A 15,414-nucleotide genomic window follows, 5' to 3' on the forward strand; every position below is an offset into this window, starting at 1 on the left:
AAGGCATGGAAACAGTTGACAAGAAAGATATTATCCGCGGAGGTCAGTTTATCGTAAAAGAGACCGCTAGCCAGGATGTGTTTACTCCAGAAGATTTTTCTGAGGAGCAACAGATGATGAAAGAATCTGTAAAGGAGTTTGTAGATCGCGAGATCTGGCCAAACAAAGAAAAATTTGAAAAGAAAGACTACGCCTTAACCGAAGAGATCATGCGCAAAGCAGGAGAACTTGGTTTCTTAGGGGTGGCCGTACCAGAAGAATACGGTGGTCTCGGAATGGGCTTTGTATCTACCATGCTGGTATGTGATTACATTTCTGGGGCTACAGGCTCTATAGCAACGGCCTTTGGAGCTCATACGGGTATTGGTACCATGCCAATTACTTTATACGGAACCGAAGAGCAAAAACAAAAATATGTGCCTCAATTGGCCATGGGAGAAGTTTTTGGCGCCTACTGTTTGACAGAGCCAGGAGCTGGTTCTGATGCCAATTCCGGAAAGACCAAAGCCGTGTTGTCAGAAGACGGTACCCATTACCTGATCTCTGGTCAGAAAATGTGGATCTCTAACGCAGGTTTTGCTTCTACCTTCATTGTTTTTGCACGTATAGAAGACGATAAGAACATCACTGGTTTCATCGTAGAATACGATCCGGAGAATCCAAACGGAATGACACTTGGTGAAGAAGAGCACAAGCTCGGAATCCACTCCTCCTCTACCCGTCAGGTATTCTTTAACGAGACCAAAGTGCCTGTAGAGAATATGTTGTCTAATCGGGGTGACGGTTTCAAGATCGCTATGAACGCCTTGAACGTTGGGCGCATCAAGTTGGCTGCCGCTTGTTTGGACGCGCAGCGCCGCGTTATAGGAGAAGCCGTTAAATATGCCAACGAGCGTGTTCAGTTCAAGACGCCTATTATCAACTTCGGAGCTATTCAGGCTAAGATCGCCAATATGGCAACTAGCTGCTATGTAGGTGAATCTGCCTGCTACCGTGCTGCTAAGGATATCGAGAACCGTATCAACATCCGTCTAGAAAGTGGAAATACCCACCAAGAGGCAGAGCTTAAAGGTGTTGAAGAATTCGCTATTGAGTGTTCTATCTTAAAAGTAGCCGTTTCTGAAGACATCCAGAATTGTACGGACGAAGGTATCCAAGTTTTTGGAGGTATGGGCTTTAGCGCCGATACACCAATGGAATCTGCTTGGAGAGATGCGCGTATCTCTCGTATCTATGAGGGTACTAACGAGATCAACCGTATGTTGGCCGTTGGTATGTTGGTTAAAAAGGCTATGAAAGGTCATGTGGACCTTTTAACCCCAGCCATGGCTGTTGCCGACGAATTGACTGGGATTCCATCGTTCGAAACGCCAGACTTCAGCGCTCCAATGAGCGAAGAAAAGGCTATGATCGCTAAGCTTAAAAAGGTATTCCTTATGGTTGCCGGAGCAGCCGTACAGAAATTCGGACCGCAGCTAGAAGAGCATCAGCAACTACTAATGGCTGCCGCAGATATCCTAATCGAAATCTATATGGCAGAATCCGCAGTATTGCGTACCGAAAAGAATATCGCTCGCTTTGGAGCAGACGCTCAAAAAGATCAGATCGCGATGACCCAATTGTACCTTTACGATGCGGTTAACATAGTTAATGACAAGGCTAAAGAAGGAATCATCTCCTTTGCCGAAGGTGACGAACAACGCATGATGCTTATGGGACTCAAGCGTTTTACCAAATACCAGAACAACCCGAATGTAGTTGCCTTGCGCAAGCAGATAGCCGCTACCGTATCTAAAGCAAACGATTACAGTTTTTAAATTAGGGTTTTAATTATTGTAAGTAAGCCGCCCCTGTCCGGGCGGCTTTTTTTTGGCCTTGTTTTTGCTATCTTTATCCAAACAACACTTATGAATCGCATACTAAACCTACTGGCCATTCTAAGCACTACTGTTGCTTTTTCCCAGACCAACCCAGACGTATTTATTGCCAATATCGACTCCGACGAAGAAAAAACCACTATCAGCGGACTGACCAATCTGTCCAATGACCCGGGTTATGACAATCAGCCGAGTTTTGGCACCGATCATTTGTTGCTTTTTGCGGGTAACAATGACGGGCAAACAGATATCTTTCAGATGCACTCTCGCACGGGTAGAAAAATGTTAGCCGGCGGTTCGCGTGCCGGGGGAGAATATTCTCCACAACTTACCCCGGACGGACGTGGAATAGCAGCTGTTCGCCTAGATACTACAGGCTTGCAGCGTTTGTACATCTATGATAAAATGGGTGATTCTACTGTGTTGATCCCAGATCTAATGGTCGCCTATTACACCTTTTTCGACGCCAATCAGATCGTTGGCTGTTATATAGAAGACGAATCGCTCAACCTCTTTGTCCACAAGCTAGACGAAGCCAAGACCTACACCTTACTCAAAGATGTAGGGCGCAGTTTTCATAAGGTGCCTGGACAGAACTCGGTAAGTTACACAGTGACCAACGAGCAAGATCAGCAAGATGTTTATCTGTTAGACATGGAGACCTTGGAGAGTTTCTTTGTAACCCAACTGCCTATAGGCGTGAATGACTACGCCTGGCTAGACGATTCTAGAATAGTTGTCGGCTCTAAGAGTAGTTTGTTCGTCTATGATACCTTTGACAAAAAGGATTGGGTGAAATTAGCAGATCTCGATGCTAGCGTTATTACCGATATTAGCCGCATTGCGGTAAATCCTTCGGGCAATAAAATAGCCTTGGTAGGAATCCCTAAATAGTAAATAATTATCACTGTTTACTTTTCTTCGGATGGATTGATGCACATTTGATACAGACATCGATCAGACTAACTATGTACCAAAAATTACTTTCACTTGGCTTGTGTTGCGCCCTTATGGCGTGTAGCAAGCGTGACCCTGTAAGGGAATTACCGAATCAGATCCCAGATTTTGAACAAACCTCTTGCGCAGACGCCCAATATCCAGAATGGTCTACTTCCCTCTATGTATTGCCATATCCGGTGGGCAAATCTTATAACGTTGGTTTGAGTCACTGTGGAGGGAGCTTTCATTCAGAAGGAGCCCCAGACCAATTTGCTGTGGATTTTGATATGATGATAGGATCGCTGATCACTGCAGCACGTCCTGGCCGAGTGATCTATGTGGAAGAAAGCGGAATGGACGGCAACTTTCCGAACAATCTGGTTGTCGTACAACACGACGATAATACCTATGCGCATTATATGCATCTTACTTTCGAAGGCGCTATAGTCGAAGTTAATGATCTGGTGAACCAAGGCGATGAAATTGGCTACAGCGGTTCCACAGGCTTAGCAGGTTATCCGCATTTACATTTTGTGGTTACCGTTGGTGGGTGGACTTACCCTTATGTATCTATGCCATACAATTTTCGCAATACCGAACCCAATCCTAAGAGTTTGACCAGCGGAGTATCTTATTTAGCGGAGCCGTATTAACATCTTTTCTGAAACTTTTTGGCTAATTTTAGGCAAAAAGACCAACATGCGGAATTTTATCCTTTTGCTACTGCTAGTAAGTAGTATTTCTCACGCCCAACAAGACCCAAGAATTTATGACATTATAGACGCCGTTTCTGCCGATAGGATCAAGCAAGACGTAAAGACCTTGGCCGATTTTGGCACCCGTCATACCCTCAGTGACACGGTTTCTAATACTCGCGGAATTGGCGCTGCCCGTCGCTGGATAAAAAGCGAATTCGACAAGACCTCTGCCGCCTGTAGTGGTTGTTTGGAAGTCTTTTACCAGAGTGATTTTGTACCCAAGGGCGATTCGCAGCGCATCGTAAAAGATGTTAATGTGGTCAATGTGGTAGCCATTCAACGCGGTACTAAATACCCGAATCGTTTTATCATCATGAGCGGCGATATAGACTCCCGCGTTAGCGACCCTACTGATTATACCTCAGATTCTCCAGGAGCAAACGACAACGCCAGTGGTATGGCAGGGACCTTAGAGGCCGCGCGAGTACTCTCCAAATATAAATTTGAGAACAGCATTATCTATGTTGGTCTAAGTGGCGAAGAACAGGGCCTATACGGCGGAAAAGGCCTGGCTGCTTATGCCAAGGCCCAAGGCTGGGACATTATCGGGATCCTTAACAACGACATGATTGGGAATATCACCGGAGTAGATGGGGTGGTCGACAACAGAACCTTTAGAATTTTTAGCGAGCCTTATCCACCAGAGCCAGATGCCAGACGCTTGCGCGCCATGCGTTTTTACGGCGGAGAGGTAGACGGTATCTCTCGTCAATTGGCCAGATATGTACACAAGACCACCAAAACCTATATGCCAGAAATGAACCCGATGATGATCTACCGTTTGGATCGTTTTGGACGTGGCGGGCATCACCGGCCGTTCAATGATGCTGGTTTTGCCGGCATCCGCATCATGGAAGCCCACGAGAATTACACCCAGCAACATCAAGATATCCGCGTAGAAGACGGCATTGCTTATGGAGACACATTTGAACATGTCAATTTTCCCTACGCTAAAAAGCTCACAGCAGTAAACGCGATCAACTTGGCGAGTTTGGCATGGGCACCTCCAGCTCCGGCAGAAGTGGGCATTGGGGGAATCGTAGAAGCTAGCGCCCGTTTGGAGTGGTCGCCGGTCGAAGGGGCTGTAGCCTATAAGATCTATTGGCGCGATACAACTTCTCCTACCTGGGATAATGCCAGACTGGTAACCGGAGCTACTTCTGCCACTCTAGATGGCATTGTTATTGACAACTACTTCTTCGGAGTTGCTGCCGTAGGTGCTAATGGGCACGAAAGCGTGGTAGTGTTCCCTAATAAAATTATCCGTTAGATGAATTACCGTTTTCTTTTTTTACTGCTGAGCTGTAGTATTTCCTTTGGCCAAAATTATAGCCGTCAAGATTCCTTACGGGGTCAAATTACTGCAGAGCGCGCTTGGTGGGACTTACAGCATTACCAGCTGGATGTCACTGTAGATATTGACAACCAAAGCATTTCTGGCTCCAATATAATCACTTATAAAGTTCTAAAAAACGGAGATCGTTTACAATTGGATCTGCAAGAACCCATGCGTATAGAAAAGGTTGTTCAAGACGGCAAAGAACTCGAATGGACTTCAGAGGGAATTGCGCACTTTGTAAAACTCAGAAAGAAAATGAAACCGGGCAAAGAAGAGCAGATCAAAGTCTTCTTTAGCGGAAAACCACGGATAGCAAAGAATCCACCTTGGGATGGCGGCTTTGTATTTACCCAAGATAGCAACGGAAAAGCTTTTGTGGCAAACGCAAACCAGGGAATTGGCGCTAGTATCTGGTGGCCCAACAAGGACCACCCTTACGATGAGCCAGATCAAGGCACTGTTATTAGTGTGACCACTCCGAAAGACCTAATGGATGTGTCTAACGGCCGCTTGATCAAGGTAGACAGTACTGCTACTACTAAGACTTGGACATGGCAAGTGGTGAACCCGATAAACAATTATGGGATCAATGTTAATATCGGAGACTATGTCCATTTTAGAGAAATTCACGAAGGCGAAAAAGGCAATCTCGATGTCGATTATTATGTGCTGAGAGAAAATGAAGCCAAAGCTCGCAAACAATTCGAGCAAACCACAGGAATGCTCGCAGCATTCGAATATTGGTTTGGCCCCTACCCTTTTTACGAAGACGGATTCAAACTCGTGGAAGCCCCGTATTTAGGTATGGAACACCAAAGTTCCGTAACCTATGGCAACGGCTACAAAAACGGGTATCGCGGTTATGACCTCTCCGGTAGCGGTTGGGGTATGAAATTCGATTTTATAATTATACATGAGGCAGGACACGAATGGTTTGCCAACAACATAACAACCACAGATGTCGCAGATCTTTGGGTTCATGAAGGTTTTACAGCCTATAGCGAAAACTTGTATTTGGATTATCACTTCGGAGCTAATGCGGCGGCAGATTATGTTGTAGGTACGCGCAAGATTATCATGAACGACAAGCCTATCATTGGCACCTACGGAGTTCGTGAAGAAGGCAGCAGCGACATGTACTACAAAGGGGCCAATATGTTGCACACGTTACGCCAGTTGATAGAGGACGATCTGCAATGGCGAAGCATACTGCGAGGTTTGAATGAGGATTTTAGACATCAGACCGTAAGCAGTAAGCAAGTAGAAGACTATATTAGCAAGGCTACAGGCAAAGATCTTTCGGCCTTCTTTAATCAATATCTGCGCACCACCATGATTCCAAATCTGGAGGTCAAGATGGCCGGCAATAAACTCAGCTACCGCTACACCAATATCGTAGAGAACTTTGATATGCCAGTGATTGCAATGCTGAATGATACCGAAAAATGGATCTTCCCAAGCAGTGAGTGGAAAACCGAGGAATTAGATCTGAATCTAAAATTCTTCGCTGTTAAACGTGACTTTTATGTGGATTACCAGCTTATAGCAAATTAATGGAAGAGCGCCCGGTCTTATATTTCCCCAGAGATGTAGCCTGGCGCGAATGGCTCAGTCTCAATCACGATCAGTACCCAAAAGGTGTTTACTTGATCTTTTATAAGTTGGAGACTGGCATAGACACTATGCGATGGGAAGAAGCCGTGCGGGTTGCTATTTGCTTCGGATGGATAGATTCTACCGTAAAAAGTTTGGGGGGCGGCAAACGCCGACAATATTTTTGCCCCAGAAACCCCAAGAGCACTTGGAGCGCACTGAACAAAAAATATGTTGCCGAACTCGAGGCTTCTGGACTTATACACCAAGCTGGTTATCGGATTATCGACCTGGCCAAAGAGACCGGTACTTGGACCGCCATGGATGCGGTAGAAAACCTGATCATACCCAAAGACCTGCAAGAGGCCTTTGACGAATTTCCACTGGCCTTTGACAATTACAGCAATTTTAGTCGGGGTTACCGCAAGAGTTATTTGAGTTGGCTGTACAGCGCCAAACGAGAAGCAACAAGACAAAAACGAATCGACGAGATCATTCAGCTTTGTTTGGCCAATATTAAATCCCGCTAAAAGAGTATCTTTAAAAAATTTCATCGACATGACTAGATTCTTAAGCCTTATCTGCTTTTTGAGCATCACCCTAAGCTTTGCTCAAAAGGAAGAAGCAAAATGGGACGTGAATGCTCCCGGAGACGAATTCGAATACAATACCCATCGCTTTACGACCTCAGAAGGCACCTGGATGAATCTAGACGTAAGCCCCGACGGTAAGACCATAGTCTTTGATATGTTGGGAGATATTTACTCCATGCCAGCCACAGGTGGAAAGGCAAAAGTGCTTCGCGGCGGTATTCCCTTTGAGATCCAACCGCGATTTAGCCCAGATGGTAGTAAGATCCTCTTTACCAGCGATGCCGGAGGAGGCGACAATATTTGGATCATGGATGCAGACGGCTCCAATCCGAAGCAGATCACCAAAGAGAACTTCAGGTTACTCAACAACGCCGCATGGATGCCAGACGGTTATTCCTTTGTGGCTCGCAAACACTTTACCTCTGGCCGTTCCTTGGGAGCTGGTGAAATGTGGCAGTATCATATAACTGGAGGCAGCGGCATGCAGCTTACCAAACGCAAAAACGATCAGCAAGATGTCAATGAGCCTGTAATTAGTCCAGACGGGAAGTACCTGTATTACAGTGAAGATGTTTATCCCGGCGGATTCTTTCAGTACAATAAAGATCCGAACAAACAGATCTATGTGATAAAACGCTATGAATTTGCCACTGGAGAGACCACCCAATTAACTGGTGGACCTGGAGGAGCAGCCCGACCACAAATATCGCCAGACGGCAAAATGCTCGCTTTTGTAAAACGCGTGCGAACTAAATCTACCCTTTATATCCACGATCTGGAAACAGGTGTAGAATATCCTGTCTACGATGCCTTAAACAAGGACCAACAAGAGGCCTGGGCCATATTTGGAGTTTACCCCAATTTCGATTGGATGCCAGACAACAAGCATCTGGTATTTTGGACCCAAGGCAAGATCCACAAGCTAAATATAGCAGATCTGAGTGTTACTGTTATACCATTCGAGGCCAATGTAAAACTCGAAATTGCCAAAACGGTGCATTTCAATACTCCTATCCCAGATAAGACCTTTACTTCTAAGGCCATAAGACAGGCGGTTACCTCTCCAGATGGAAAAACACTCGTATTTCATGCCTTAGGGTATCTTTGGACCAAAGCCCTGCCTAATGGCACCCCAAAAAGATTAACTCAAGGCACCGATTTCGAATTCGAGCCAAGCTTCTCCCCAAACGGAAACACTATCGTTTTCGTTTCTTGGAACGACCTAGAAAAAGGTGCCGTTTTATCTGTTCCAGTCAACGGAGGTTCTGTAACCCGTTTGACAACAGAAAAGGCCATATATCGCACGCCATCTTTTAATCGCGCCGGAACACAAATTGCTTTTAGACGTGAAGGCGGTAATACCGACCAAGGTTTTACCTATACCAAGAACAGTGGTCTTTACACCATGAACGCCAATGGCAGCGGGATGAAAAAATTGACCTCAGAAGGAGAATATCCAACTTATAACAGTACCGATAGTCGTATCTATTATCAGACCGGAGGTACCTACTTTGGAAACACAACCAAGACTTTGCACAGTGTAGACCTGGGCGGGCAAGACAAACAAACGCATGTAAGCTCAAAATACGCCAACCGCTTGGTGCCTTCTCCAGATGACAAATGGATCGGCTTTAGCAATTTGCACAGAGCTTATATAGCTCCGCTGGTCTTGAATGGAAAAACACAAGACCTTACCCCAAATAGCAAAAATGTACCTGTGGTGCAGGTAAGCAAAGACGCAGGGATCAATCTACATTGGTCCAAAGATAGTAAGGCCATGATGTGGACCTTGGGAGACGAGTATTTTAAAAATGACCTGACCGACAAATTCGGTTTTATTCCAGGCGGAAAAGATGAAGCCACCGACATGAGCGAATCCGGGATCAAGATCGGACTCAATTCGGCAGTAGACAAACCCAGCGGGATCATTGCATTTACTGGAGCCCGTATCATTACTATGGAAGGTGACCAAGTGATAGAGAACGGTACACTTGTGGTAAATGGCAATCGCATAACGGCAGTAGGCGCCGCGGCGGACGTCACAATCCCATCCGGAGCTACTGTTATGGATATGAGTGGTAAGACCATAATTCCCGGTTTAGTGGACGCGCATGCTCACTTAGGTGCCTTCCGTTACGGCTTAACTACACAACAAAACTGGCAGCTTACGGCCAACTTGGCCTACGGTGTCACCACGGCTCATGACCCCTCTGCAAATACGGAGACTGTTTTTACGCTTTCAGAAATGGTAAAGGCAGGTAATCTGGTAGGGCCTCGAATCTACTCCACTGGTTTTATTCTTTACGGTGCTGATGGAGACTTTAAAGCCGTGATCAACAATCTAGACGATGCTAGATCTGCCATAAAACGCACCAAGGCCTTTGGGGCTACTTCGGTTAAGAGTTACAACCAACCTAGGCGCGAACAACGCCAACAAGTAATGCAGGCGGCCAGAGAGTTAGGTATCAATGTAGTGCCAGAAGGCGGATCTACCTTTTTCCACAACATGACCATGGTAATGGATGGCCATACAGGCGTGGAACACAATATTCCTATTGCCCCGGTATACAAAGATGTTATTGAACTTTGGAAAACTTCGGGCACTGGTTATACCCCTACGCATATTGTGAACTATTCCAGCATGAGCGGCGAATATTATTGGTATCAGACCAGCAATGTTTGGGAAAATGAAAAATTGCTTAAATACACTCCCAGAAGTGTGATCGATGCGCGATCCAGACACAGAACCATGATTCCCATGGAGGAATACACCAACGGACATATCTTGAATTCGCAGACCACCACTGCCCTAGCCAATGCCGGGGTAAAAGTAAATATGGGAGCGCATGGACAATTACAAGGTCTAGGAGCACATTGGGAAACCTGGATGCTGGCTCAAGGTGGCATGACTCCTATGCAAGCCTTACAAGCCGCTACGATAAATGGAGCGCAATACATAGGCGCAGGAAACGACATCGGGTCTTTAAAAGTTGGTAAACTGGCAGATCTGGTTATTCTAGACGAGAATCCTTTAGAAGACATTCAAAATACCAATTCGGTCCTATACACTATGGTCAACGGCCGTTTGTATGACACCAACACCATGGACGAAGTTGGCAACTCCCCCAAAAAGCGTTTGCCTTTCTATTGGGAACAACCCGGCTACAACCAAGCCTTTCCTTGGCATGAAGAAAGTAACAGCTTCCTAAGACCAGGTTGTGGTTGTCACATAGGGCATCAAGTAAACTAGCATGCGTTATTGGAGAGCAATACTCCATTATTATTGGAGTCAACTCCCAGCAGGATTGGCTTTGTCTGCACTTACTTACATCTTTATCGATGCGGTGTGGGCTATAGTGATATTTATATTGCTAGGCAGTTTTTTTGGACAACTGGCCTTTAGCACATTTTACAAAGAACAGCTGCTATACTATCATAACCTTGGTTTTACTAAAGGACGCCTAATGACGCTGGCCTTTTACCTAAACCTTATCTTAACTCTAGTTCTCGCCAGTGTAATAGCTGGAATAGCCGCCATACTATTATGAAGTTGGTCGCCTTAAATATTCGCAAATCCTTTGGTAATAAAACTGTACTTGACAATGTTTCATTGCAATTGGATAAAGGAGGAATCTGTGGACTTTTAGGTAGCAACGGAGCCGGAAAGTCTACCTTGCTTAAAATTCTTTTTGGAAGCTTAAAGGCGGATGCAGGTTCGCTCTTTTTGAACCAAGAACCTTTGGAGGTCTACAAGAAGTTTAGATGGCAAAAGATCGGTTACCTGCCACAATATCACATGTATCCGAAGCAACTAAAGGTGAAAGACCTCATCCCTATGACCTGCCCAGACGCAGATGTCCAAGACCGAATTTTTTATACCCCGGGCATACATGTGTTGACCAAAAAATGGGTCGGGTCCCTTTCAGAAGGGCAGCGTACCTTTCTCGGCGTGGTACTGGCCTGTCATTTACCCCACGGGGTTTTGCTTATAGACGAGCCCTTTTCCATGACCGACCCTAAGACCATAGAACAAATAAAAGAGCTTTTACTCAAAACTTCCGCAGCAAAAGCAATCCTGATCACCGATCATTATTACCACGATGTCCTAGAAATCTGCCAGAAGACGCAACTGTTGCATCATGGAAAATTGATAGAAGTAACAGATAAAAAAGACCTCAAGGCCTTGGCTTATATCCGATAAGATGCAAAAATCTTCTTTAAACGGAGCGGTGAATTAAATTTTTACGAGCCTCTATGGGGTATTGTCTGCTATTCGTATCTTTAAAGTAGAAATCACTAAACACATTAAGACATGATAAAATCAAAATACCAAAGCGTTCTTGATCTAGGAGAGAAACTCAACATTCAAGACGGAGACGTAAGAGAAGAAGCAGGACAACTTAAAGTTTGGGGTACAGCTGCTACGCCATACGAAAAGAACTTGCTATGGGACGAGATCAAAAAGGTTGGAGGAGAAAATCCTGCAGACATCATGGCCGACATCAAAGTTGCTGACGAGTCTGTTTACCACCGTCATACTGTTGCTAGCGGAGAATCTTTGAGCAAGATCGCTAAGCACTACTACAAAGATCCTATGAAGTATCAAGCGATCTTTGAGGCAAATACCGATATCTTGAAGAATCCTGATATGATCCACCCAGGACAAGAACTAATTATTCCTAACCTATAAGGAATAATAGTAGCACAAATATGAAAAACCGCCTAATGGCGGTTTTTTTATGTTTATACAATTAGATTTTTGACCGCTTCGGCATAACCTCGACTAACTCGTACTTTTTCTCCGCTCTTTACAGTGATCTCATAGCTCTTACCGTATTTGGCCACTTCTTTTATTGCTGTTAGATTAACCATGGCAGATCGATGCACGCGCAAGAACAGTTTTGGGTCGAGTTTATCGGCCAAAGAGCTGATCCCGTAATTGCTCACAAAACTCCCTGCCGGCGTGTGTAATTTAGAATAATCGCCATAAGCTTCTATCCAGGCTATCTGCGCCACTTCTACGGTGATCAGTTTTTTATTGGAAGAAACCAAAACGCGCTCCGGGTAATGGTTGGATTCCATCAACAAAGTATTGGTCAGAGGTGCCAAAGCATCTTGAGAATTGGATTTACCAAGGCGTTCTACGGCCACGCGGAATCGATCTTTAGTGTAGGGTTTAAGCAAGTAATCCACCGCATGAACCTCAAAGGCTTTAAGGGCGTATTTATCGTAAGCAGTAGAAAAGATGATCTGCGGCAATTCGTCCAAACGGGTAATGACCTCAAAACCGGTCAATCCTGGCATCTGAATATCTAAAAAGACCAGGTCGGGCTTAAAACGATTGATCTCCTTAACGGCGTCCACTCCATTATTAACCTCTGCCATTACAATGAGGTCTGGATAATCTTCTAAGTACTCACGAATTAACGAACGGCCCGCCTGCTCATCGTCAACAATAATAACCTTCTGCATTAAATGGCAAATTTTATAATAGCTCCTTGAGGTTGATTGTCAAAGATCTCCAATTGGGATTGATACATCTTCTGCAGGCGCAATTGCGTATTAGCAAGCCCTATACCCTTAGTAAATGCCGCTTCCTTGTCTTTGATCCCTATGCCAGTATCGGCAAGCTCGAACATCAGTTTATCGCCTCTTTTGAAAATGCTGATGCTGATCGATCCGCCTTCTATGATGCTTGACAAACCGTGCTTGATAGAATTCTCTACCAGAGGCTGTAAAAGCATAGGCGGGATCTTTTCTTTATACAAGGCCTTGTCGACATTGAAATTAAGCGCTAAGCGATCGCCGTAGCGCGCTTTTTCCAGATCTAGATATTTGGTGACGAATTCGAGCTCTTCGCCCAGGGTCACTAGCTCTTCTTGAGACGCTCTAAGTTGATAACGGAACAGATCAGAAAGCTGCGCGATCATGGTTCTGGTCTTTTCTTGTCCTGGAGGCACAGAGGCATTTATGGTATTGAAAACATTATACAAAAAGTGCGGATTCAACTGCGCCTTGATGGCAGAGAGTTCACTTTTTAAAGCCGCTTGGCGTAACTCGCCTTCTAATTTCAATTTTTCCTGATTCTTTCTAAAGTATTCGTAAGCATGAAAAAAGCCAAACTGTATCATATAGAAAAGCGCAGGGATATAAACATCCCAAACCTCGGCTCCTCCTTGCAAGTGCCACATACCCCAAGCCTCACTGAGCTCGTAGTAGATATACTTTGCAGCAAAGACAAAAACAGGCAAGGTAACTATATGAACCAAGAGCCGTTGATAAAGCTTCCAATCTTTGAGTCCTCTAAAGATCAACAACCAAACTGGGATAGTCAATAGAAAGAAAATGGTGTATTGCATGCCACCGCGGCGGATAAAAGGCACCAATTGAAAGATCGCATCTTCCGGATCGTTATAACCGGCACGATTGACCCAAAGGGTAATGTGATACATCAGTGCAAAGAGCATGTACAGTCCAAAAGTGATCAGGATATCCTTTATCCGCACACTGGCAATTGTCCTGTCAAACCAGGCTTTTTTGGTATTCTCCATAATTATTATTTCGGATCCATTTTAGCATAGAACACATTTTGCACCCGACCATAATTTAGTAAAAAACCGCTTAGGGTGCCATCTGCGGCAAACTGTGGCTTTAAGATATATCCACCGTTTACACGAATGGTGTTCGCCCGGATGAGGGTAGCGTCTAGCGCCCGCTCTTTGAGTTTTACGCTGAATTGTTCTTCGCCCAGGTATTGCAATTCCATTTGAGAATCCAGTTCGTCATTCTTGTAATGGCCCGCTAATACCTTTAATTCCTCAGGGTTGATTACCAGAGGAGGTAACCACGCTCCTTTGCGCATTGGAATCTCGGGATGATACAACTCAAAGTCATACTGCCCAGGGGTCTGCTCACTTTTTACAAATGCCAGAACCAGCCCAGATCCGTTGGTATACTTATATACATTTCCTTTTACATGTGCTAATGCCACAGGGGTAGCTCCTTCTATTTCTCGATACAGACTGTCGTTGCGTTTTACAATATTCACCTTTGTACTGGATTCTAAAAGATAGGTTCCCAATAGCTCAGCTTCTTTTGGTTTGCTTCCGATCTTGGCCGGCATAACAGCTTGGGGAGCTTTAGCCTCCTGCGGCCCATAGATAGTCTCTAAAACTTGCATGGCCAGACGACTCGCATCGACTATCCCGTTGTTCATTACAAAGACAGCCAGCTGATCCTGAGGTAAGCGAACCACATGGGCTCCATAAGCGCCAGTTGCTCCGGAGTGAAAGATCATGGGCTGGCCTCTAAAATTGCTGTGCTCCAAACCATAACTATAACCCGTGGGTGATAGGTTCAGTGCTTGTTGACTCGCTGCCATCCACGAAGCTCCTGCCGCTAAAACCGCAGCTTGCACTTGCTTCTCATAATGGAGCATATCGGCCAAAGTTGTATATAAAAAACCATCGCCGTGTAAGTTGGTAATCATTGGATAGATCTGCCAGCGACCATCGCCCCAATTGGCATAAGCAGTAGCTTTGTTAGGAAACACCTCCATATAGTTGTCGGAATACTGGGTGTGTTCCATTCCCAAAGCGGCAAACCATTTCTTAGCATAGTCCGCAAAGGGTTCTCCACTCACTTTGGCTATGACCTCAGTGAGCAAAATGTAGCCGCTATTGCTATAGGTATAATCCGTTCCCGGATTGAAATTGAGGCTCTCTTGTTTTTCAAGAAGCTCAACTACATCCTTATTATCAAGTCCTTCGCGGCGCCACCACGGATTGCGTTGAATGCCCATAAGGTCGCTGTAATCACGAATACCGCTCGTATGAGTGATGATCTGCGCTAAAGTGATTGGATCTTTTATACCATTATAAAGATCTGGCAAATAGGTTCGTATATCATCCTTTAAGTCTAGCCTTCCTTTTATACTGAGGTCTAAGACCATAGCGGCAGTAAACTGTTTGGCTACCGAGGCAATATTAAAGACAGACTTAGCATCAACAGGAACTTCGAATTCCAAATTAGCAAGGCCTGTATAATGCTCGTATACTACTTCTCCTTGGTAGACTACTCCTACGGCTATGCCCGGAGTTCCGGGACTGATACGGCTATCGATCAGCGCATTTAAAGCTGCCTTATCTACGGCTTGCGCTCTAAAAAGATTTGTAGTGAATAAGCAAATGGTAAATAAAACTATTATTCGTTTGGTCATGATGATGCATTTTTCTCAAATGTAAGGACTTGAGAGTGATCTGAATAAGAGCATCAGATGAATGGCCCTATAGCCCGACGAATGGCCCGGGTTCATT

At 45.0% G+C, this 15,414-nt stretch carries 13 protein-coding genes; 10 read left to right on the forward strand and 3 right to left on the reverse strand.

Features of this window, described 5'->3' with window-relative positions; translation table 11 throughout:
- The first annotated feature begins 5 nt into the window (after positions 1-5).
- From BTO09_RS00845 to BTO09_RS00890, 10 genes are all read left to right on the forward strand, one after another.
- Positions 6-1,817 (forward strand): acyl-CoA dehydrogenase family protein, encoded by a 1,812-nt coding sequence (locus BTO09_RS00845; RefSeq protein WP_087522853.1) that lies wholly within the window; start codon positions 6-8, stop codon positions 1,815-1,817.
- 90 nt (positions 1,818-1,907) lie between these two features.
- The gene (locus BTO09_RS00850) at positions 1,908-2,771 is read left to right on the forward strand and encodes a hypothetical protein (protein ID WP_087522854.1); all 864 of its coding nucleotides are present in this window, start codon (positions 1,908-1,910) and stop codon (positions 2,769-2,771) included.
- Positions 2,772-2,845: 74 nt separating this feature from the next.
- Positions 2,846-3,469, forward strand: coding sequence for a M23 family metallopeptidase (locus tag BTO09_RS00855; RefSeq protein WP_087522855.1), 624 nt, complete (start codon positions 2,846-2,848; stop codon positions 3,467-3,469).
- A 46-nt stretch (positions 3,470-3,515) separates the two neighbouring features.
- Positions 3,516-4,844, forward strand: coding sequence for a M28 family peptidase (locus tag BTO09_RS00860; protein ID WP_087522856.1), 1,329 nt, complete (start codon positions 3,516-3,518; stop codon positions 4,842-4,844).
- Positions 4,845-6,467: a M1 family metallopeptidase gene (locus tag BTO09_RS00865; protein ID WP_087522857.1), complete on the forward strand. Its 1,623-nt coding sequence runs from the start codon at positions 4,845-4,847 to the stop codon at positions 6,465-6,467.
- Entirely contained in the window at positions 6,467-7,036 is a 570-nt protein-coding gene (locus BTO09_RS00870; protein ID WP_087522858.1) for a YdeI family protein, read from the forward strand. The genes BTO09_RS00865 and BTO09_RS00870 overlap by 1 nt, the downstream gene beginning before the upstream one ends.
- A 28-nt stretch (positions 7,037-7,064) precedes the next feature.
- On the forward strand, positions 7,065-10,349 hold the full coding sequence (locus BTO09_RS00875) for an amidohydrolase family protein (protein WP_087522859.1): 3,285 nt from the start codon (positions 7,065-7,067) through the stop codon (positions 10,347-10,349).
- A 1-nt stretch (position 10,350) separates the two neighbouring features.
- Positions 10,351-10,647 carry a hypothetical protein gene (locus BTO09_RS00880; RefSeq protein WP_087522860.1) on the forward strand — a complete coding sequence of 99 codons (297 nt, stop codon included), beginning with the start codon at positions 10,351-10,353 and terminating at the stop codon, positions 10,645-10,647.
- Positions 10,644-11,300, forward strand: a complete 657-nt coding sequence (locus BTO09_RS00885) for an ATP-binding cassette domain-containing protein (protein ID WP_087522861.1) — start codon at positions 10,644-10,646, stop codon at positions 11,298-11,300. Before BTO09_RS00880 ends, BTO09_RS00885 begins: the two co-directional genes overlap by 4 nt.
- 111 nt (positions 11,301-11,411) lie before the next feature.
- The gene (locus tag BTO09_RS00890; RefSeq protein WP_087522862.1) at positions 11,412-11,789 is read left to right on the forward strand and encodes a LysM peptidoglycan-binding domain-containing protein; all 378 of its coding nucleotides are present in this window, start codon (positions 11,412-11,414) and stop codon (positions 11,787-11,789) included.
- Between the two features lie 53 nt (positions 11,790-11,842).
- Here the strand turns inward: BTO09_RS00890 and BTO09_RS00895 are convergent, their stop codons facing one another.
- From BTO09_RS00895 to BTO09_RS00905, 3 genes are read right to left on the reverse strand one after another with little or no spacing between them, the layout of a single operon-like run.
- Positions 11,843-12,571: a LytTR family DNA-binding domain-containing protein gene (locus BTO09_RS00895; protein ID WP_087522863.1), complete on the reverse strand. Its 729-nt coding sequence runs from the start codon at positions 12,569-12,571 to the stop codon at positions 11,843-11,845.
- Positions 12,571-13,650, reverse strand: coding sequence for a sensor histidine kinase (locus BTO09_RS00900; RefSeq protein ID WP_087522864.1), 1,080 nt, complete (start codon positions 13,648-13,650; stop codon positions 12,571-12,573). Before BTO09_RS00900 ends, BTO09_RS00895 begins: the two co-directional genes overlap by 1 nt.
- 5 nt (positions 13,651-13,655) lie before the next feature.
- Positions 13,656-15,317 (reverse strand): serine hydrolase, encoded by a 1,662-nt coding sequence (locus tag BTO09_RS00905; RefSeq protein ID WP_087522865.1) that lies wholly within the window; start codon positions 15,315-15,317, stop codon positions 13,656-13,658.
- Positions 15,318-15,414: the final 97 nt, after the last annotated feature.

This window comes from Gilvibacter sp. SZ-19 (genome assembly GCF_002163875.1).
Classification (GTDB): Bacteria; Bacteroidota; Bacteroidia; order Flavobacteriales; family Flavobacteriaceae; genus Gilvibacter.

Coding starts and splice junctions, on each gene's coding strand:
- BTO09_RS00875 (WP_087522859.1), top strand. CDS start 7,065: ATGACTAGATTCTTAAGCCTTATCTGCTTTTTGAGCATCACCCTAAGC.
- BTO09_RS00850 (WP_087522854.1), top strand. CDS start 1,908: ATGAATCGCATACTAAACCTACTGGCCATTCTAAGCACTACTGTTGCT.
- BTO09_RS00865 (WP_087522857.1), top strand. CDS start 4,845: ATGAATTACCGTTTTCTTTTTTTACTGCTGAGCTGTAGTATTTCCTTT.
- BTO09_RS00870 (WP_087522858.1), top strand. CDS start 6,467: ATGGAAGAGCGCCCGGTCTTATATTTCCCCAGAGATGTAGCCTGGCGC.
- BTO09_RS00855 (WP_087522855.1), top strand. CDS start 2,846: ATGTACCAAAAATTACTTTCACTTGGCTTGTGTTGCGCCCTTATGGCG.
- BTO09_RS00895 (WP_087522863.1), bottom strand. CDS start 12,571: ATGCAGAAGGTTATTATTGTTGACGATGAGCAGGCGGGCCGTTCGTTA.
- BTO09_RS00900 (WP_087522864.1), bottom strand. CDS start 13,650: ATGGAGAATACCAAAAAAGCCTGGTTTGACAGGACAATTGCCAGTGTG.
- BTO09_RS00890 (WP_087522862.1), top strand. CDS start 11,412: ATGATAAAATCAAAATACCAAAGCGTTCTTGATCTAGGAGAGAAACTC.
- BTO09_RS00880 (WP_087522860.1), top strand. CDS start 10,351: ATGCGTTATTGGAGAGCAATACTCCATTATTATTGGAGTCAACTCCCA.
- BTO09_RS00845 (WP_087522853.1), top strand. CDS start 6: ATGGAAACAGTTGACAAGAAAGATATTATCCGCGGAGGTCAGTTTATC.
- BTO09_RS00905 (WP_087522865.1), bottom strand. CDS start 15,317: ATGACCAAACGAATAATAGTTTTATTTACCATTTGCTTATTCACTACA.
- BTO09_RS00860 (WP_087522856.1), top strand. CDS start 3,516: ATGCGGAATTTTATCCTTTTGCTACTGCTAGTAAGTAGTATTTCTCAC.
- BTO09_RS00885 (WP_087522861.1), top strand. CDS start 10,644: ATGAAGTTGGTCGCCTTAAATATTCGCAAATCCTTTGGTAATAAAACT.